This is a genomic window from Fluviicola sp. (assembly GCF_039596355.1).
Taxonomy (GTDB): domain Bacteria; phylum Bacteroidota; class Bacteroidia; order Flavobacteriales_D; family Crocinitomicaceae; genus Fluviicola.
Window position 1 is genome coordinate 136,850 of record NZ_JBCNJW010000011.1, and the last position, 18,720, is coordinate 155,569.

15 protein-coding genes are annotated in these 18,720 nt (G+C 45.8%); 6 read left to right on the top strand and 9 right to left on the bottom strand.

Annotation, left to right across the window (positions count from 1 at the left end; translation table 11 throughout):
- Positions 1–65: 65 nt before the first annotated feature.
- The 3 genes from ABDV94_RS17440 to ABDV94_RS17450 form a co-directional block, all read right to left on the bottom strand.
- Positions 66–2,660: a gliding motility-associated C-terminal domain-containing protein gene (locus tag ABDV94_RS17440; RefSeq protein WP_343748493.1), complete on the bottom strand. Its 2,595-nt coding sequence runs from the start codon at positions 2,658–2,660 to the stop codon at positions 66–68.
- A 2-nt stretch (positions 2,661–2,662) separates the two neighbouring features.
- Positions 2,663–2,947, bottom strand: a complete 285-nt coding sequence (locus ABDV94_RS17445; protein WP_343748494.1) for a hypothetical protein — start codon at positions 2,945–2,947, stop codon at positions 2,663–2,665.
- A 172-nt stretch (positions 2,948–3,119) separates the two neighbouring features.
- Positions 3,120–5,984, bottom strand: coding sequence for a gliding motility-associated C-terminal domain-containing protein (locus tag ABDV94_RS17450; protein WP_343748495.1), 2,865 nt, complete (start codon positions 5,982–5,984; stop codon positions 3,120–3,122).
- A 184-nt stretch (positions 5,985–6,168) separates the two neighbouring features.
- Between ABDV94_RS17450 and ABDV94_RS17455 the strand changes: the two genes are divergently transcribed.
- The 4 genes from ABDV94_RS17455 to sufD all read left to right on the top strand — a co-directional run bounded on the left by ABDV94_RS17455 (position 6,169) and on the right by sufD (position 10,097).
- Positions 6,169–6,492 (top strand): iron-sulfur cluster assembly accessory protein, encoded by a 324-nt coding sequence (locus ABDV94_RS17455; RefSeq protein WP_343748496.1) that lies wholly within the window; start codon positions 6,169–6,171, stop codon positions 6,490–6,492.
- 15 nt (positions 6,493–6,507) lie between these two features.
- Positions 6,508–7,953: a Fe-S cluster assembly protein SufB gene (sufB, locus tag ABDV94_RS17460; protein WP_343748497.1), complete on the top strand. Its 1,446-nt coding sequence runs from the start codon at positions 6,508–6,510 to the stop codon at positions 7,951–7,953.
- 107 nt (positions 7,954–8,060) lie between these two features.
- Complete coding sequence (gene sufC, locus ABDV94_RS17465) at positions 8,061–8,813, top strand: Fe-S cluster assembly ATPase SufC (RefSeq protein ID WP_343748498.1); 753 nt, start codon at positions 8,061–8,063, stop codon at positions 8,811–8,813.
- A gap of 15 nt (positions 8,814–8,828) precedes the next feature.
- Positions 8,829–10,097 carry a Fe-S cluster assembly protein SufD gene (gene sufD, locus ABDV94_RS17470; protein WP_343748499.1) on the top strand — a complete coding sequence of 423 codons (1,269 nt, stop codon included), beginning with the start codon at positions 8,829–8,831 and terminating at the stop codon, positions 10,095–10,097.
- An 88-nt stretch (positions 10,098–10,185) separates the two neighbouring features.
- On the opposite strand, the gene ABDV94_RS17475 is transcribed toward sufD, so the two are convergent.
- From ABDV94_RS17475 to ABDV94_RS17485, 3 genes are read right to left on the bottom strand one after another with little or no spacing between them, the layout of a single operon-like run.
- Positions 10,186–10,452, bottom strand: coding sequence for a hypothetical protein (locus tag ABDV94_RS17475; RefSeq protein WP_343748500.1), 267 nt, complete (start codon positions 10,450–10,452; stop codon positions 10,186–10,188).
- Between the two features lie 12 nt (positions 10,453–10,464).
- On the bottom strand, positions 10,465–11,565 hold the full coding sequence (locus ABDV94_RS17480; protein WP_343748501.1) for a hypothetical protein: 1,101 nt from the start codon (positions 11,563–11,565) through the stop codon (positions 10,465–10,467).
- Positions 11,566–11,577: 12 nt separating this feature from the next.
- Entirely contained in the window at positions 11,578–13,356 is a 1,779-nt protein-coding gene (locus ABDV94_RS17485; protein ID WP_343748502.1) for a gliding motility-associated C-terminal domain-containing protein, read from the bottom strand.
- Positions 13,357–13,610: 254 nt separating this feature from the next.
- On the opposite strand from ABDV94_RS17485, the gene ABDV94_RS17490 reads away from it, so the two are divergent.
- Entirely contained in the window at positions 13,611–14,465 is an 855-nt protein-coding gene (locus tag ABDV94_RS17490) for a TlyA family RNA methyltransferase (RefSeq protein WP_343748503.1), read from the top strand.
- Positions 14,466–14,770: 305 nt separating this feature from the next.
- Here the strand turns inward: ABDV94_RS17490 and ABDV94_RS17495 are convergent, their stop codons facing one another.
- The 3 genes from ABDV94_RS17495 to ABDV94_RS17505 are packed head-to-tail and all read right to left on the bottom strand — an operon-like array spanning position 14,771 to position 17,377.
- Positions 14,771–16,198, bottom strand: a complete 1,428-nt coding sequence (locus ABDV94_RS17495; protein ID WP_343748504.1) for a hypothetical protein — start codon at positions 16,196–16,198, stop codon at positions 14,771–14,773.
- Between the two features lie 4 nt (positions 16,199–16,202).
- Positions 16,203–16,721, bottom strand: coding sequence for a sigma-70 family RNA polymerase sigma factor (locus tag ABDV94_RS17500; RefSeq protein WP_343748505.1), 519 nt, complete (start codon positions 16,719–16,721; stop codon positions 16,203–16,205).
- The gene (locus ABDV94_RS17505) at positions 16,721–17,377 is read right to left on the bottom strand and encodes a hypothetical protein (RefSeq protein ID WP_343748506.1); all 657 of its coding nucleotides are present in this window, start codon (positions 17,375–17,377) and stop codon (positions 16,721–16,723) included. The genes ABDV94_RS17500 and ABDV94_RS17505 overlap by 1 nt, the downstream gene beginning before the upstream one ends.
- Before the next feature lie 99 nt (positions 17,378–17,476).
- Between ABDV94_RS17505 and ABDV94_RS17510 the strand changes: the two genes are divergently transcribed.
- Entirely contained in the window at positions 17,477–18,712 is a 1,236-nt protein-coding gene (locus ABDV94_RS17510; RefSeq protein WP_343748507.1) for a cysteine desulfurase, read from the top strand.
- The last annotated feature ends 8 nt before the right edge of the window (positions 18,713–18,720 follow it).

An 18,720-nucleotide genomic window follows, 5' to 3' on the forward strand; every position in this document is an offset into this window, starting at 1 on the left:
CAAATGTAGTCAAACAAAAAAAGACTACAATTACTGCAGCCTTTTTTACTTAAATATTCATTCACTTAGCGGATCAACTGGATATTTCCCTGTCCTTTTAAGATCGTTCCGTTAATTCCTTCTGCTTCGTACTGGAAAAAATACACTCCTTCCGAAGCCTGGTTTCCGTTGACGGTTCCGTCCCAGAAGCCCTGTACATCGTCATACTGATGCATCTTCTCGCCCCAGCGGTTCAAAATGGTAACCCGCATGGATTTCACATTGTCTGCCGTGATAAAAAACGTATCGTTGTTGTGATCACCATTCGGCGTGAAAATATTCGGAACAATGACTTCCGGATCGGCAAAAGGAAGTACTTCGATTTTGAGCGTATCGGTATCGGTACATACTCCGTTCATAGCCGTGAGCACCACAATATATTCTCCCGGATTACTGTATGCGACCTGTTGTCCGGCAGTTGTTTGCGCATCGTATTCCAGTCCGTTTCCGAAATCCCAGTGATAAGAACCCGCCGTGCCCGAGTTATTCTCAAAATTGACGGTCAGCACCGGGTTTCCGGTCGTTACATCCGAAGAAAGACTGGAAACCGGATACGGAACAACCGTTACAATTACCTGATCCGTATTCTGACAACCATTCGCATCCACTCCGGTCACGGTATAGGTCTGCGTAGATGATGGAACGAAAGAAACTCCGTTCGTCACACCATTTGTCCAGGTGTAGGTTTGTGCTCCGGAACCGGATAAGGTGACTGTCGTTCCAAAACAAAGCGACTGATCTGCTCCTGCATTCACATTCGGAAGCGGGTTCACCGTTACCACCACCTGATCCGTTCCCTGACAGCCGGTTAATGAAGTTCCAGTAACAGTATAGGTTTGGGTTGTCCCCGGAACAAAGGAAACACCATTGACTACGCCGTTTGTCCAGGTATAGCTTTGCGCCCCACTCGCAGTTAAGGTAACCGAAGCTCCCTGGCAAAGGGCCTGATCTGCTCCTGCATTGACTACCGGCGCAGGATTGACAGTCACCAACACCTGGTCGGTATTTTGACAGCCATTCGCATCCGTTCCGGTACAAATATAAATTCCCGTCGCCAAAGGCGTAAACGGCACATTATCCACTCCTCCGTTATTCCAGGCATATGTTTGTGCTCCGGAACCAGACAGGGTAACACTCGTTCCCGCACAAACCGTTTGAGGCAAACCGGCTTCTACAACCGGAAGCGGATAAACGGTCACTGTTACCTGGTCTGTTCCCTGACAGCCGTTCGCGTCTGTTCCGGTAACGGTATACGTTTGTGTTAAACCAGGCGTAAATGATGTTCCGTTGTTTACACTGTTGTCCCAACTGTAATTTTGCGCACCCGAACCAGCGAGTGTAACCACATCTCCCAGGCAGACCGACTGATCAATACCCGCACTTACTGTCGGTAATGAATTCACGGTTACAACCACTTGCGCCGTATTCTGACAACCGTTCGCATCGGTTCCGGTAACAGTATAGGTTTGAGTGGATGCCGGAATAAATGAAACACCATCCGTTACGCTGTTGTCCCAACTGTAGTTTTGCGCTCCGGAGCCGGACAAGGTCACGGAAGTTCCCTGACATACTGCCTGGTTGTTTCCACCACTTACAGCCGGAAGCGCATTGACGGTCACGGTCGTTGTGGACGTACAGACTGAACCATTATCCGTCACCGTTACCTCGAAGGTATATGTTCCTGGTGTAGATGGAATCGGAACCGCAGTCGGGTTTTGCACATTGGATGTGAAACCGTTTGGCCCTGTCCAGGAATAGGTGGCATTTGCGATGGTCGTAGCAAACAGGTTGACCGTACTTGTTCCGGCACAGACCGCTCCACTGTTTGAAGCGGTGACAGTACATCCGCACGGATTGACGACAATCGTAGCCGTGGCCGTAGTAGACGACGGACAGAGTGGATTTCCCGTTGCAGAATTGACCGTATAGGTATATGTTCCAGGAGTAGACGGTGGAGTTGCCGTAACAGTCGTTCCGGTCGTACCGCTCAAATTCGGCGACGCAGTCCAGGTATAAGTTCCATTCCCGCCACTTGCCGTAAGGCTCACAGATTCTCCGACACAGATACTTGAATTCACCGGGCTGATATCTACCGGAATAGCAACTCCTGTATTTGCAGCAAACGTATAATCACAAACATCTCCCGCAAACCCATCAATCATGATGTAGTAGGTATTTCCAGGTGTTAACCCGGAGGCAGAAACCGTTTGTGAGTTCGCCGAAGGCGCTAACTGGCTGCAATAATAGGATGTCACTGTTCCCGAACAGTTATTGGCGGAGAAGATCATGATCTGGATTCCGTCTCCGTATGTGGAGTTAAACACCCAGACATTGAATGAAATGGATGTGGAAGAAGCAACAAATTTCAGGAAAGAGTTGTTCTCAATGGAACCACAGAATTCACCGGTCAATCCGCAATCAAACAATCCGAGGAAACCACAAGACTGACTCCAGGTATTGACCGTATAAGCCGATGAGGTATTTCCGCAATAACCGTTTAATTCACAGATGGGTGTTGCCAGCGCACACGTGTTTCCGGCAGCAGGATTTGTCCCGCATGGAGGTTGGGCATAACCGACCGAACTCAAAAGTACAGCCAGCATGAATAAAATCTTTTTCATTGCTACTGATTTTTGCGGTTCTTGATATAAGCCAGTATGGCTTTGTTCTTGTCGGTAGGTTCGACCCTTGCTTTGTAGGTGAAATGTTCCCGGAGCTTGTAAAGCTCCTGATCCGAACATCTGTCTATCAGATCATAAACAACGTTTAAAGGTTGTGTTTTCGATTGCTCGGAAACATACATGTAATCAATTCGTACCTGATTGGGTTGTTTGCTTGTTCCATCCTGGGAAAAAGCCGGGAAAGCAAGCACAAGCAAAAGCAATTGCAGGCTAACAATTCTTTTCATAGTAGTAGTATTAGTTTCAGTTAGCAGGTGTCTAGTACCTTTCAGCACTAAACACCTGTATAACAAAGTAGTAACATTTCAAACTTAGAGATAATCCTTTAAAACAACTAATTTCTTAAAATCCTTAACGAAAAAGAAACAAATTGTTTTGAATTACAACATTTTCAGGATGTTATCTCAATAATTGAATATCACCTTGCCCGGTTTGTGTTGTACCGTCCAAACCGGTTGCAGTATATTTATAGAAGTAAACTCCGTCTTCTGCCATATTTCCATTCAATCTTCCATCCCAGTATCCGTTCAGATCTGTGATGCGCGCCATAAAGTTCCCCCATCGGTTCACAATGACCAAATCAATGGAAACTGCATTCTCCAGTCGCACGAAGAACACATCGTTATTCTTATCACCATTCGGTGTAAAGATGTTCGGAATAACCACTTGCAACGGTTCGTATGGCAATACCACAACCTGCAGCTGCGCCGTGTCCTGACAGATTCCGTTACCAGCCGTAAGTACAACCGTGTATGTTCCCGGGGAATTATACGTTGAGCCTGGTGTCAGCGAAATATTGTTTGTCTGCTGATTACTTCCGTTTCCGAAGTCATAATAATAGGTATTCGCATTCTGGCTTGAGTTCGTAAACTGCACCGTCAATCCCGGATAACCACTTGTAGGTGAAGAAGCACCCAGAACTGCCGTCGGAACCGGAACAACCGTTACAATAATCGTATCTGTATTCTGACAACCAAAAGCATCCGTTCCGGTAACCACATAGGTGTTCACTCCCAAAGACGGAGTAAAGCTCACTCCATTCGAGATTCCGCCGTTCCAACTGTATGAAGTTCCTCCAGATCCTGACAAAGAAACCGAAGTCCCCAAACAAATCGTCTGATCACTTCCCGCTCCGATGTTCGGATCCTGATGAATCGTTACCACTATTGAAGCACTCGCTGTACAATTGTTTCCATCCGTTGCCGTAACCTGATAAGTGGTCGTTGAAGCCGGACTCACCGTATTGGTTTGACCGTTCGGCAGGGAATTACTCCAGGAATAAACAAATGATCCTGCTCCTCCTGACGCCGAAGCCGTCATCGTTACCGAACCACCGGCACATGCCGATAATGGTGTATTGGTCGTAACCGTAATCGCTGTAGGTTCTGTAATGGTTACCGAAACGGTATCGTGACAGTTATTTCCGGAAGTGACTACATAATCGTAAGTTCCGGCTGCCAATCCGGTAAATGTATTGGATGTCTGGGACGGACCTCCAACCAATGAATAGGTATAAGGTGACGGTGCTCCCGTTCCGCCCAGCTGCACTGACCCATCGCTCAGTCCGTGACAGGAAACATTTTCGTTATCGATCAGCAAAGCCGTCAGGTTGTTGACTGAACCAACCGTTCCAGAAGCGGTCGCAGAACATCCGTTGGCATCTGTTGCCTGAATGGTATACGTTCCGGCTGCCAGGTTATTAAATACCGTTCCGGTTTGCTGCGCACCTCCGTTCAATGAATAATTCAATGTTCCCGTTCCTCCTGATCCCGAAACGGTCATGCTTCCGTCCGATCCGGAACAACTTGCATTCGTAGAAGAAACATAGGAAACGGTCACTGGAGATGGCTCCGTAATCGTTACCGATTGCGAATCGGTACATCCGCCGGCATCCGTTACCTGAATCACATACGTCCCGGCAGCTAATCCGGAATACGTTCCGCTGGTTTGATTATTTCCGCTGTTTAAAGTATAACTATATGGTGCTGTTCCTCCTGAGACACTGGTAACAGCCGATCCATTCGAACCGCCGTTACAGGTAACGTTTGTGGAACTTGCCAATGTCAGATCGATGGATGAAGTTTGTGTTACAGTTACAGAAATACTTCCCTGGCATCCGTTGCCATCCTGGACGAGAACAGTATATGTTCCCGCAGCAAGTCCGCTGAAAACGCCACTCGACTGCCAGGTCGCGCCATTATCGATCGAATATTGATAATTTCCGGCACCACCACTTCCCTGGACTTCGAAACTACCGGTATTCCCGGTACAAGAGGTCGGGTTTGTTGCAATTTGGTTTGCGGACGGAGTAGACGGATCCGGCGATACAAGTACGTCATCTGTTTTGACAATCGTTGTTCCGTCACAGGCGGTATACGTCACCTGCGCGGTATAAGTCGTTGGTGCGGTCGGGCAAACGGTCACTGTATTTCCCGTTCCGACACTGTTTGTTCCCTGGAACCATTCAACCGAATAGATCGGTGCTCCATCCGGAGTAAAGCGCCATGCTTCAGGCGTTGTTACTGTCCATGCCGGTGTAGCGTTTCTGTTCGGAGCGACAATTCCCGCTGTTCCTGCAGGATTCTGGATTCCTACGATTCCATATCCCTGCTGCCAGGTTGAACACGTTGCTTTATTATTCACGTACACGTCGATCACATTCGTTGTTTCATACAACACCATCATGTGCGTACTACGCAAACTGGTACAGCTGTAGTGTGCCAACTGGTAATAAGACACGACGAAAATCCGGCAGGGAGCCGTTCCGAGTACATACCATTTGACCGTACCTGCCACAGAAGGGTCAATATCGTGCAAAACACCGAACACATCTCCGTAAACCCTCAACGCTGTCGACGGACAGTTACCCGGATAAGCATAGGGTTGATCCGGAGTCGTGGTGGAAACGTAATTTCCGAACTTAATTGATCCGTTTGATCCGATCTTACAAGTCGTGTAAGTCTGTCCGTAATAACAGAAATTAAATGGAAGTGTAATGAGCGAACTCCAGACATCATCCGTATTGACCGAAACGGCCGTACCACCAGATTGGTTATACGCAATCGGGGGGTTGTGCGGAATAGATGAAACAGCATAAGTAGTAGTTGCTCCGGAATGCAGGGGTATTGCATTCAACGTGGCACAGGGTTGGTTACAGGTCAGTGTCTGATCTGCTCCGGCGTCGATACTCGGACAGCCGGGAAACTGTGCACGCGCAAACGTGAAAACTGATAGGATGCCTATCAGCGTAGTAGTAAGTTTCATATTTAAGTCTATAATGTAACGATAAGTAAAACGTACCTCGTTGAAAAAGGTTGCACTAAGCTACAAAATTCCGTTCACAAGTTTTATAGCAAAATAATTGCACCAATACCATAAATGTGGTATTTTTGTCAACGAAATACAGCTTTATTTAAAATTAATCTAAATAAAGAGCAACATACTTGTCATGATTACAGTAACAGAACAAGCTAAAAAACAAGCCATTCGCTTGATGGAAGACGAAGGAAAAGCAGGTTATTTCATTCGTGTTGGCGTTGAAGGAGGAGGCTGCTCCGGTTTGATGTACCAACTCAAATTCGACAACGAAGAAAAAGCTGACGATAAAGTTTTTGAAGACAACGGAATCAAAGTGGTTGTCGATAAAAAAAGCTTTCTATACCTGGTAGGAACGGTCCTGGATTTTTCAGGAGGACTGAACGGTAAAGGATTCGTTTTTTCGAATCCGAATGCGGGAAGAACATGCGGCTGCGGTGAATCCTTCTCATTATAAATATTACAAACTTAGATGGGTTATACAGAAAACGACTTAGCGAAAGATTTAGAAAATTCGGAATATAAATTCGGATTCACAACAGATATCGAATCGGACAGAGCTCCGCTTGGATTGAACGAAGAGATCATCCGGTTTATTTCAGCTAAGAAAAATGAGCCGGAATGGCTGTTAGAGTACCGTTTGAAGTGCTACAAAATCTGGTCTGAAATGACGGAGCCTTCCTGGGCACACATTTCGTACCCGAAGCCTGATTTCCAGGCTATCTCCTATTACGCCGCTCCCAAGCAAACTAAAAAATATGAGAGCTGGGACGACGTAGATCCTGAAATGAAAGAAACCATGGCAAAACTGGGGATTTCATTGGAAGAGCAGCAGCGTCTTACAGGTGTTGCAGTGGATTTTGTCATGGATTCTGTTTCTGTGGCGACCAGCTTTAAATCAAAATTGAAAGAACTCGGAATCATTTTCTGCTCCTTTTCCGAAGCAGTTCAGGAACACCCGGAACTGGTTCAGCAATATATGGGGTCAGTGGTTCCTCCAACAGATAACTTCTACGCCGCATTGAATTCGGCGGTGTTTACAGACGGATCTTTCTGCTACATTCCGAAAGGAGTGCGTTGTCCGATGGAACTTTCAACCTATTTCCGCATCAACGAAGCCAATACCGGACAGTTCGAACGTACGCTGGTAATCGCTGATGAAGGTTCTTACGTTTCATACCTCGAAGGTTGTACGGCTCCTCAGCGCGATGAAAACCAATTGCACGCCGCTGTGGTAGAACTCGTTGCTTTGAAAGATGCCGAAATCAAATACTCAACTGTTCAGAACTGGTATCCGGGAGACAAAAACGGAGACGGTGGTGTTTTCAATTTCGTAACAAAACGCGGAATCTGTGAAACCAACGCGAAGATTTCCTGGACTCAGGTTGAAACAGGATCTGCGGTAACGTGGAAATATCCTTCCTGTATTTTGAAGGGAGATAATTCCGTAGGTGAATTCTACTCTGTTGCAGTAACGAACAATTTCCAGCAGGCAGATACGGGAACCAAAATGATCCACCTTGGAAAAAATACCAAGAGCACGATTATTTCCAAGGGAATTTCAGCAGGTAAATCCCACAATTCTTACCGCGGACTGGTTCAAATTCATAAAAATGCACACAATGCCCGCAACTTCTCTCAGTGCGACTCTTTGTTGATGACTGATGAGTGTGGTGCACATACGTTCCCATACATTGAATGTAAAAACCCAAGTGCCAAAATTGAGCACGAGGCTACGACATCCAAAATCGGGGAAGACCAGATTTTCTACTGTCTGCAACGAGGAATCTCCGAAGAGAAAGCAATCAGTTTGATTGTAAACGGATATTGTAAAGAAGTATTGAATCAGCTTCCGATGGAATTTGCAGTGGAAGCACAGAAATTACTGACAATTAGCTTAGAAGGGTCGGTAGGATAGATGTTTAATCGGGGAAAGTCCTCCCCCTTTGTCCCCCTCCAAAGGGGGAATCTGAATCGCCTCCTTCCTTGAGGGAGGATTGAGGAGGGTGGCAAAACAAGAATAAGATGTTAAAGATTAAAAATTTACACGCGTCGATTGACGGAAAAGAAATTCTGAAAGGATTGAACCTGGAAGTAAAAGCAGGAGAAGTACATGCAATCATGGGGCCGAACGGTGCCGGAAAAAGTACTTTGGCGAGTGTTTTGGCAGGTCGTGAAGAATACGAGATCACAGAAGGTTCCGTTGATTTTGACGGGACGGATTTGCTGGAAATGGCAACGGAAGACCGCGCAAGAGAAGGTTTGTTTTTGGCATTCCAGTACCCGGTTGAAATTCCGGGAGTTTCCAACGTGAATTTCCTGCGCACTGCGTTGAATGAAATCCGTGAATATCGTGGTCAGGAAGCAATCTCTGCAAAAGATTTCATGGCGCTTGTAAAAGAAAAATCCGCGATCGTGGAACTGGACGCAAAACTAGCTTCCCGCTCCGTAAACGAAGGATTCTCCGGAGGAGAGAAAAAACGCAACGAGATTTTCCAAATGGCGATGCTTGAGCCGAAACTTTCCATCCTGGATGAGACGGATTCCGGGTTGGATATCGACGCACTCCGCATCGTTGCAAACGGTGTAAATACATTGAAATCCGACAAAAACGCAACGGTTGTGATTACACACTACCAACGTTTACTTGATTATATCGTTCCGGACTTTGTTCACGTATTGTACAACGGACAAATCGTGAAATCAGGGCCGAAAGAACTGGCTTTGGAGCTGGAAGAAAAAGGTTACGACTGGATTAAAGCGGAATTTGCTCATTAATAATCGGATTCACAGATGCAAATTATTGAAAAAGAATCGGCAGCAAGCGTGAACTGGCAGTTAAACGGATCCTTTGTTTTGAATCCGGAATTGCGCCGGAAAGCACTTGAAGTGCTGGATCAAACTCCGTTTCCGACTACCAAAACCGAAGCGTGGAAATACACGCGTGTTGCCAAAATCAAAAACAGTTCCTTAGCAATCCAGGAGAACCCGGTTGCTGTTGACGGACATGTTGCTTTGGATGAAAATTCACTCCGCTACGTGTTTGTAAACGGGCATTTTTCGGCGGATCTTTCTTCCAAAACATACCCGGAAGGATTGAAAATCGAAGCACTTTCTCAAATGGATCCGCAGGAAACGGTTATTTTCGGAACGGATATTCCATTGGAAGGAGAAGTTTTTTCGTCCATCAACACGGCATACGCAACAGACGGATTGTACGTACACGTTTCTGCTAAAATGCAGATCGAACCGACAATTGAAATCATCCAGGTAAATACCGGAACGAATGTACTTTCCAACCTGCGCCACGTATTGGTTGGAGAAGCATTTTCAGAAGTGCGTTTTGTACAGCGTTCGATTTCTGTAAACGGTTCTGAAAACTTCACCAACGTGATTTCTGAAATCCGTCTTGGGAAGAATGCAAAACTGACTGTAGACAAACTCCAGGAGGAAAGCGAATCGTGTTTCCAAATTTCGGGAGAACTCGTGAGTCAGCAGCAAGATTCAAACTTTACGATTAATACTGTTACCCTGAACGGGGCATTGGTTCGCAACAACCTGACGATTGAAGTAGACGGGCAAAATTGCGAAACACACCTCAACGGAGCTTACATCCTGAACGGAACACAGCACGTAGACAATCACACGATTGTAGACCACAAAGTGGCAAACTGCGAGTCGAATGAATTGTACAAAGGAGTAATCGACGGAAAAGCAACGGCGGTATTCAACGGAAAAGTATACGTGCGTAAAGACGCACAGAAAATCAACGCATTCCAGTCAAACGGAAACGTTTTATTGAGCGATGATGCAACCATCAACAGCAAACCGGAATTGGAAATTTATGCTGACGATGTAAAATGTTCACACGGCTCCACTACCGGGCAATTGGATGAAGACGCTGTTTTCTACCTGCGTGCCCGAGGATTGAGCGAAGCAAGTGCACGCCAGTTGATGGTAGGTGCATTTGTGGAAGACGTGTTGCAGAAAATTGAAAATGAATCTGTAACAAATCGCATTCATTCCATTTTAAAAGAACGGTTCAATTGGGTTATCGAATAATCCAATCCTTAATAATTCACAGGAATGAAAAATCCATCCGTCAACTGACAGATGGATTTTTTTGGTTCTATTCTATTCACAAATAACCCTATTCAGGTTTTCTTTTCATGGAATTCAGTGCCGGCGTTTGCTGACCTTTTGATGCCGGTTCATGCTCGTTGGAAACCGGTAGGGTTTGAACGTTTACCACTTTCTGTGTAGAAACCGGCACCAACGAATCTGAAACAGGCTCCTGCTTTGCCGGTGTCTCTACCGGAACCGGAGTTGCTGCTTTTTTCAGGCTTGAAGCTTGCTGCTGGGAAAATACGGTCATTGAGCACAAACTCAACCCGCTGATAAACAAAAATCGTTTCATGATTCACCGGTATTAGTTGAGTATCATAATAGTCATTTCCCCCGGGTTTACATCCGTTGTAGGATTCCCTCCGATGGTCACCACAGATGTTCCGGAAGACCGGCTTGTTCTCAAATCAATGGTATGTGTTCCTGCCGGCAGCGTCACCATTGTATTCAGTGCTCCTACACCCAAACCGGTGGTTGCAGAAGTATTTGTTATAAACATCCGGTTCCATCCCCCGCTTGCCAGAGGAGCTCCATCCACGTTTATCACAAAATCCACTGTCGAATACCCGGTTGTTGTCAACGTTGTATTCAATGCTCCGATACTTACCCAAATAGCCACCGATGAAGAATTTGCCAGAGTAAATGTCTGAGTCATTCCGGGCTGGATAGTTAGCGCAGTAGTGTTCACCCCTGTTCTTGCAGCAGAACTGTATACATGATATTTATTGATGACTCCGGATGGACCTTGCGGGCCGGTTGCACCAGTAGCTCCCGTAGCTCCAGCAGGACCTGTAGCGCCGGTTGCTCCGGCTGGGCCTGCGGGACCTTGTGGGCCTACCGCTCCATCAACACCATTTGTGCCTGCAGGACCAGCGGGACCCTGAGGGCCTGTGGCTCCATCTGCACCTGCCGGACCTTGCGGGCCAGCAGGACCTTGTGGACCTACCGCTCCGTCAGCACCATTTGCTCCGGCAGGACCAGCAGGACCTTGTGGGCCAGCGGGGCCTGTAGCTCCCGTAGCACCTGCCGGACCAGCGGGACCCGTTGCGCCAGCAGGACCTGTAGCACCGGTTGCTCCGGCTGGGCCTGCGGGACCTTGTGGGCCTTGAGGGCCGGTTGCTCCGCCACTACACAAGTTTTGCCAGGCTCCAGCAGTTGTTTCATAAAAGAAAAAGCAGTTTACATCAATATCATATACCAGCAATCCTTCGGTCGGAGCGGCAATAGCAGTCCGCTGAGCCGTTGTCATCCGCGGGACTAAAACCCCCTGACTGGTAGATTGCATTTCTAAAATGGCATTCGGGTTTGGAGTAGTGGTCCCGATTCCAACGTTGTTTTGTGCATAAGCCCCATTCAATCCGAAAATCAAGATGAACGCAGCGAGTAAGTTCTGTTTTTGTTGCATGATACTTTTTGATTAGTTTCTGATAACCGTTACGTTACCTTGATAGTTGTATTCTTTAGAAGCAGAAGATGCCCGCAGTTTGTAAAAATAAACTCCGTCATCCACAGGCTGCCCGTTTGATTTCCCGTCCCAAACCACTGCCGGATCGCTGGATGTGAAAACAGTATTTCCCCAGCGGTTGACAATAACCAGGTCGTATGATTTGATTCCTGCAGTTTTAATCAGGAAAAAGTCGTTGGTTCCGTCGTTATTCGGTGTAATAATGTTCGGAACAACAATATCACGGAAAATCTCGATCGTCTGAACTGCTGTTCCCGAGCAACCGTTGTTATTGGTCACGATTAAGATTACCTGGTACGATTCCGCTCCATCTTCATAGGTATGCGCCGGGTTCTGGCTGGAAGAACCGTTTCCATCTCCGAAAAACCAGTTCCAGGAAACAGATCCCGGAGTTTGATCCGTGAAACTATAACTCGTACCATCTTCGGTATAAGTAAACTGGGCATTCGGTGATGGATTCACTGTCGGTGTGCAATTTCCCGGCTGCGAGCTGCATCCGTTTGTTCCCTGGTCGATCACAGTCACCTGCCCCGTTCCTGTAGTCCAGTCTACTGTTACACTGGAAGTTCCCTGCCCGCCGGTGATTGTTCCGCTTGAAGGAAATGTCCATTGGAAGTTTCCGGATCCTCCTGTTACCGAGAAAACGTTGTTCGAAGAGTTTTCACAGACTGTCGGGCAATTCAAGGTTGGAGGCCCCGGCTTAACAGTCGATAAAATATACGGTTCGCCCGGGTTTGCAAAATTCCAACCGGATTTCGTTCTGGTCGTAAATCCGCCGTTTACAGCGGTTGACGTTGCTGCCATGTCATTCCAATTCGTGCTGGCCGTTCTCCAATGTGCCATTCCCGTCCAGTCGCCGTCATCTGCGATTACGTAAAACATCCGAACATCTGTCGGTGCCGAACCGATCACCCGCTGAATGGAATGGTAATACGCCGGGTTCAGCGCACACATGTTTCCATCAGTCTGAGTGCGGTTAAATGCATCGTTATTCGCATCGTAATTATTGAAACGCACCACGTACTGGGAAGCTTCGTTCGTTTGCGGAGTCAGTTCGATTGGTCTGAAACGCAGTGTTCCGTTGCTGGAACCAGTCGGGAACATATAGGTTCCTGTTGAGTTTGTTGCACGCGATAAGGTTCCGGGCTGCAAACTGCTTACAAAGCCTTCCGCACCAAATGTATTGGTGTACGTCACCGCCCCAACCGCCGGATTGAGTACTGAAAAAACGTTGGTTTGTGTTTCCAGTTCGCGCGAGTTGATCTGCAGAATGCCCGTTAGTCCGGTAGCGGCATTGACTCCCTGCAAGGTCTTTTTACGGTTGTTCCCCACTCCTGTTCCGGTCAGAATCAGGTTATTGAAAGTTGTTGAGATTCCGTTCGTGGAAGTAATGAATTGTTGTGTGTTCCCGAAAAGCGTTACCGTTGAAGTTCCGGCGTTAAACGTTCCGTTATTAATCCAATCCTGCTCAACAAGATAAGCCCCGTTTCCGCCTGCTGTTGCGTTTGTTCCGATTCGGAAGGTTCCCGGGATGGGGAATGTAGAGTTTTTGGTGATCGTTACTGTTCCCTGGTTTGTCAGCGTAGTCGATTGAGCCAATTCTACTCCGCCGTTTACCTGGACAAGCGCGCCGGCAGTCATGGAAAGAACAGCTCCATTTGAGTAGAAAATTTGTCCGAACGAACAACATGCGCAGCACAGAGTCAGTAGTCCACCTAGTAGTAGTTTCATACGGTTTCAGTATTAATGTAAAGCAAATATAAATTAACTCTTTGAAAAGTAAACGTTATAATTTAAAAAATAGTTGCTTACATCACTGATTTTACCGGAGTTAGGTGAATCCCTAAACAATTTTGTGAAATTAACTCAATGTAAAGTTGATATTCAAAAACTCAGGTTAAATAATCCTACTTTTCAATTGAAAATCAGAAGGTTTCACCTTTTTCATACAGGGGAATACTCAAAAAGAGCTCAAAGGGGCGAAAATGCTCACATTTAATCGGATTTTGGAGGGTTCATTCGTTGAAAATCCCTACCAGCAGCATCGGATTCCGGAGAGGATGAATAATTATTCAAAACAATTAAAACACAACGATTACTTTTGCAGTATGGAAGAGCGTTTGGATAAATTATTGGTTGACCGCGGGCTGGTCACTTCACGAACCAGAGGGGAAGAACTGATCAAGAACGGAGACGTACTCGTGAATGGAATTTCGGTTGAAAAACCGGGAAAGAAAATCCCGCTGGATGCCAAGATTTTACTTCTGAATGAAGAATTGACCTGGGTTTCCCGTGGAGCATTGAAACTCTTGAAAGCGATCGATCATTTTGAAATTCCGGTAGCAGGAAAAACGTTTATCGACCTGGGAGCTTCTACAGGAGGTTTCACAGAAGTTTTGCTAAGCAAAGGTGCTGCACATGTCTACTGCGTGGATGTAGGTCACGGACAATTGCACGAGCGCATCCGCGAGAATCCGAACATTACGAATATTGAGAAAACGCATATCCGCGAACTGACTACAACGCATGTTCCGAAACCGGCAGACGGAATGGTGATTGACGTGTCATTTATATCCCTGGAGAAAGTACTTCCGTTTACAGGAAGTTTCGTGCAGCCGGGCGGCGTGTTGGTTGCTTTGATCAAGCCGCAATTCGAGCTGGAAAAGAAATTCCTCAACAAGCACGGAGTCGTGAAAAGCGCTTCTGTTTACCCGGGCATTTTGCAACGCATCGAACGGGCAGTTGGTGATTCACATTTTGAAATGGTGGGGATTATTGATTCTCCGATCATCGGCGGAGACGGAAACAAGGAGTTTTTGTTGTATGCTGTAAAGAAATAAGTGGCATTCTAATCTCCCGCGGATTCCGCTAATTTTTATCTTGCAGATCATCCTGGTGATTTTGAACTTTTCATCCTTGGTAAATGAACCTGCGTGATCAGTGAAATCCACGGGAGGGATACAAAAAAGACCCTGACAAAAATGTCAGAGCCTTTTCAATCAAGCCAGTTCTACCTTGCCTCGACTATTTCGTTATCGTTAGAGTTGTAGTAATTTTTAAACTCCTTTGGAGAAGCAGACAACGAAATAAATGTCTTAAAATATCTTTCCTGGTAATAGATGCAGTTGTTTTTGAAAGGTTGGAATTAAAATGAATATTTTATTTGAAGTTTCACTCCCTGAATATCACTGAAAACTGCGTTTCCACTTTTCAACCTTGATACAAACTGATACTGCATTCCCACTCCCAGAGCTGTTTTATTTTTAAATGGTGCAATGTGATAGTCAATTCCGGCAGTTGCTCCAAGCTGGAACTTATTGGAATTGTACACATTCGTAATCATTGAACGGTTTGCTTCGTACCCGCCTAATAAACGATTGATCGAAACACCTCCATAAAGCGTTGCGCCTCTGTAGGTATATCCTGCAGAAGACATCAGGAAGATCGTGTTCAAACGCTGATCAGAGCTCACATAACGCCCGTTGATGTAACTTCCGTTCGACTGTGCGTATTGACTAAAGCCTAAATCCTGTGTCAGACGAATGTTCCCGATATAATAATGATATTGCAAGTCAGCAGCAATTCCCATTGAAGGAAGCGAACTGGAGAAAGCACTTCTGTTCTTTTCGTTAATCAGCGAGAACTGTCCTCCGAACTGCACACTGAATCGCGGTTTAAACGGCGTTTTCAGCGGAATAAGAACGAAATCACCGATCTTTTCGTTAGTCGTTTCAAATGCAATTTCTTTTACTCCAAGTTCATCCAATCCTGCCAGGTCGTTCAGTGTAGAAGCCGTATTTGAAGCGTCCGGATTCGTTGTTGAAGCAGGCTTCTGGTTATCCTCAGGATGCGCTGCATTCGAATTTACAGTGCCATTTTTCGGATTTACGGCCACATCTTGCTGATTCAGCTGAATGGATCCGTTTTGTTCGCGGACACCATTCGTATTCGTTGCATTCGTCTTATTTCCGATTGGATTGGTAAAGTTATTGCGAACCTTCTGAACCTGAATCGCTTTGTTTCCTTGCGGAATGTTCGCTTCAGCAACTTTACGTTCAGCCGATACCGCATGCTCGTTATGATTATTGAACGCTAACTGACGATCAGTTACTGCATCGGAAGAGTGTTGATCACCGGTTGCAATTCCAGCAATCATACGCGACTGATCATTACCGGATTCGACCACATGATCCGTGTAGAATGAAAGGAAAATGAACAGAACCGATGCCGCAGCCATTTTAACCCACGGAATACGTGTTGTAACCGGATAACTCAGACTTACGTTCAGTCGGTTCCAGACACGCTCTCGGGAAAGTTGTTCCTCCAGTTTTGTCCAGCCGTCACCGGAAGTATTCGGAGACCAGTTTTCATACGAATCAACCAGTTCTTTATCGGCAGAACTTCCGTTTAGCTCCAGTGTTTCGTCCAAACGATCCCAAACAGCAGAAACAGCCAAATCCGCTTCCAAATCTTCCCATAAATCCGGAGACGGTGTTCCCGCATCCCAATTCTGATAGGATTTCTGAAGTGATTTAAACTCCCTGTTCGGATTATTTGAATGTAATTGACTCATTTATTTAAGAAACCAATTTTTGTTTTAGTACAGACCGGGCGTAATTCAACTGGGACTTGGAAGTTCCTACTGAAATCTCCAATTCTTCGGCGATTTCGGAGTGAGACCAGCCTTCCAGCGCATACAATTTCAATACCAACCCGGCTTTTGCAGGCAGCAGGTTGATCTCTTCCAATACGCGCGCAAACGGAATTCCCGTTTCCAATTCTGATTCGTCCTGATCCACCACCGGAATTTCTGCCAGCTGTGTAAAGTTTTTTCGTTTTCTGAGCGCCTGCAGACAGCAATTCACTGTTACCCGGCGCATCCAGCCTTCAAATGATCCTGTAAACGTATACGATCCGATATTTTTGTAGATATGCATAAACGCATCGTGCAGCATGTCTTCCGCATCCTGCGTATCTGCGCCGTACAATTTACAAACCTTGAACAAATCCTTCGAGAAAAGACGATACAGCCTTTCCTGTGCCGGGCGTTCCCAGTTGGTACAACCATCAATGATATCTTTGTATTCGGCAGACATTACTCAACAGTTAAGATCAACGAATTAGGGAGTTGTTCTGTAATCTTATTGAACATCTGGATGTTATTGTCTTTATTGATCAGCAATGTCGGAACGCCATTCTCATTCACATAAGACGGGCTATTCCAGATACTGCTCGGAATGGACGATAACAACTGATTAATATCAAATCCAATATTTACTTTGTAGCTTTTCTTTCTTTCCAGGTAGAACGGATTCTGAACTTTAAACGAAAGATCTTCGTAATCCGACCATTCGATTACTATCGGAATGGCTTCTGCCCCTTTGTATACAAACCCTTCCAGGTGGATACACGGATGGTTGCTTTTGTCGATCAGTGTTTTGATTTCAAATTGCGTATAATCTCCCATCGGAACGTCTAATGCAATCCCCAGATCATTTTCAACGGAGAATTCAATTTTGTCTCCAAATAAATCCTGTGTAATCTGAACAGGATCTCCTTTCACGCGCGTTCCGGAAACGGTAAACTGTTTGGAATAGAAATATCCTTTATTAATGACTGCATTTCCCTGACTTGAATTGGTAGAATAGAACTTCCAACTCAAATTCAAAGAGGCCGGTTGTTTCAATCGCCATTTTTCACAACCGCCCGATCCAATCAGGATCACTATTAAGAACAGGTATAAACCTCTCATTTGCAATTTATTTTAAACTAAGATACGACTAAATTAAAAAGGTTGGAATTTAAACTTATTTAGAAACAATACAAATAGCATTTACATTATCTTTGTACCATGGAAAATGGAGCAACAAGAAAATTCAATGTGCGTGAGATTCGACAGGATTTCCCCGCCCTGCGCCAACAGGTATACGGAAAGAACCTGATTTACTTCGATAACGGAGCAACCTCGCAAAAACCGCAGATGGTTTTGGATGCCATTAACCAATATTATAGTATGGACAACGCCAACATCCACCGTGGTGTCCATCATTTGAGTCAGAAAGCAACCTCCGAATACGAGGAAGCTCGTGAAACGATCCGTCGTTTTATCAATGCCCCGAAGAAAGAAGAAATCATTTTCACCAAGGGAACAACCGACGGAATTAACCTCGTAGCAACTTCTTATGGAGAATTACTCCAGGCCGGTGATGAAATCATCATTTCGGCTATGGAACACCATTCGAACATTGTTCCGTGGCAGATGCTTGCCGAGCGCAAAAAACTGGTTTTAAAGGTCATTCCGATCAATAAACGTGGTGAGTTGCTGCTGGATGAATACCAAAACATGCTGTCGTCCAAAACAAAACTGGTAGCAGTAACACATATCTCAAACAGCCTCGGAACGATCAATCCGCTGGATCAAATCATTGAAGCGGCTCATGCGGCCGGTGCAAAAGTATTGGTCGACGGTGCTCAGAGTATCCAACATACCAAAGTGGATGTGCAGGCTATGAATTGCGACTTCTTTGTTTTTTCCGGACACAAAGTTTTCGGGCCCACCGGGATCGGGGTTCTCTACGGAAAAGAAACTCTGCTCGACGAAATGCCTCCTTACCAGGGTGGTGGCGACATGATTTCAAAAGTGACATTCGAACGCACCACATACAACGAACTCCCGTTCAAATTTGAAGCGGGAACACCGCACATTGCAGGAGGAATCTGCCTTGGAACGGCGTTGAATTACCTCAACCAGTTTGATCCGAAGGAATTGGAGGAATACGAGCGTGACTTGACCGAATATGCCCAGGAAATGCTGGAAACATTCGAAAATATCCACTTGATCGGAACAGCGAAAAACAAAACTTCGGTGGTTTCATTTACTGTTCAGGGTATTCACCCGTTCGATATCGGAACACTGCTGGACAAACAGGGAATTGCTGTCCGCACAGGACACCACTGTACCCAGCCGTTGATGGATTTTTACCAGATTCCGGGAACGATCAGAGCATCTTTTGCATTTTACAACACACGAGAAGAAATTGACAAATTTATAGCAGCAGTGGAAAAAAGTATTTCCATGCTGGGATAGGAGTACAC

Excerpts from the sequence above, each read along its gene's own strand:
- ABDV94_RS17440 (WP_343748493.1), bottom strand. The coding sequence starts at position 2,660 with ATGAAAAAGATTTTATTCATGCTGGCTGTACTTTTGAGTTCGGTCGGT.
- ABDV94_RS17445 (WP_343748494.1), bottom strand. The coding sequence starts at position 2,947 with ATGAAAAGAATTGTTAGCCTGCAATTGCTTTTGCTTGTGCTTGCTTTC.
- ABDV94_RS17450 (WP_343748495.1), bottom strand. The coding sequence starts at position 5,984 with ATGAAACTTACTACTACGCTGATAGGCATCCTATCAGTTTTCACGTTT.
- ABDV94_RS17455 (WP_343748496.1), top strand. The coding sequence starts at position 6,169 with ATGATTACAGTAACAGAACAAGCTAAAAAACAAGCCATTCGCTTGATG.
- sufB (WP_343748497.1), top strand. The coding sequence starts at position 6,508 with ATGGGTTATACAGAAAACGACTTAGCGAAAGATTTAGAAAATTCGGAA.
- sufC (WP_343748498.1), top strand. The coding sequence starts at position 8,061 with ATGTTAAAGATTAAAAATTTACACGCGTCGATTGACGGAAAAGAAATT.
- sufD (WP_343748499.1), top strand. The coding sequence starts at position 8,829 with ATGCAAATTATTGAAAAAGAATCGGCAGCAAGCGTGAACTGGCAGTTA.
- ABDV94_RS17475 (WP_343748500.1), bottom strand. The coding sequence starts at position 10,452 with ATGAAACGATTTTTGTTTATCAGCGGGTTGAGTTTGTGCTCAATGACC.
- ABDV94_RS17480 (WP_343748501.1), bottom strand. The coding sequence starts at position 11,565 with ATGCAACAAAAACAGAACTTACTCGCTGCGTTCATCTTGATTTTCGGA.
- ABDV94_RS17485 (WP_343748502.1), bottom strand. The coding sequence starts at position 13,356 with ATGAAACTACTACTAGGTGGACTACTGACTCTGTGCTGCGCATGTTGT.
- ABDV94_RS17490 (WP_343748503.1), top strand. The coding sequence starts at position 13,611 with ATGCTCACATTTAATCGGATTTTGGAGGGTTCATTCGTTGAAAATCCC.
- ABDV94_RS17495 (WP_343748504.1), bottom strand. The coding sequence starts at position 16,198 with ATGAGTCAATTACATTCAAATAATCCGAACAGGGAGTTTAAATCACTT.
- ABDV94_RS17500 (WP_343748505.1), bottom strand. The coding sequence starts at position 16,721 with ATGTCTGCCGAATACAAAGATATCATTGATGGTTGTACCAACTGGGAA.
- ABDV94_RS17505 (WP_343748506.1), bottom strand. The coding sequence starts at position 17,377 with ATGAGAGGTTTATACCTGTTCTTAATAGTGATCCTGATTGGATCGGGC.
- ABDV94_RS17510 (WP_343748507.1), top strand. The coding sequence starts at position 17,477 with ATGGAAAATGGAGCAACAAGAAAATTCAATGTGCGTGAGATTCGACAG.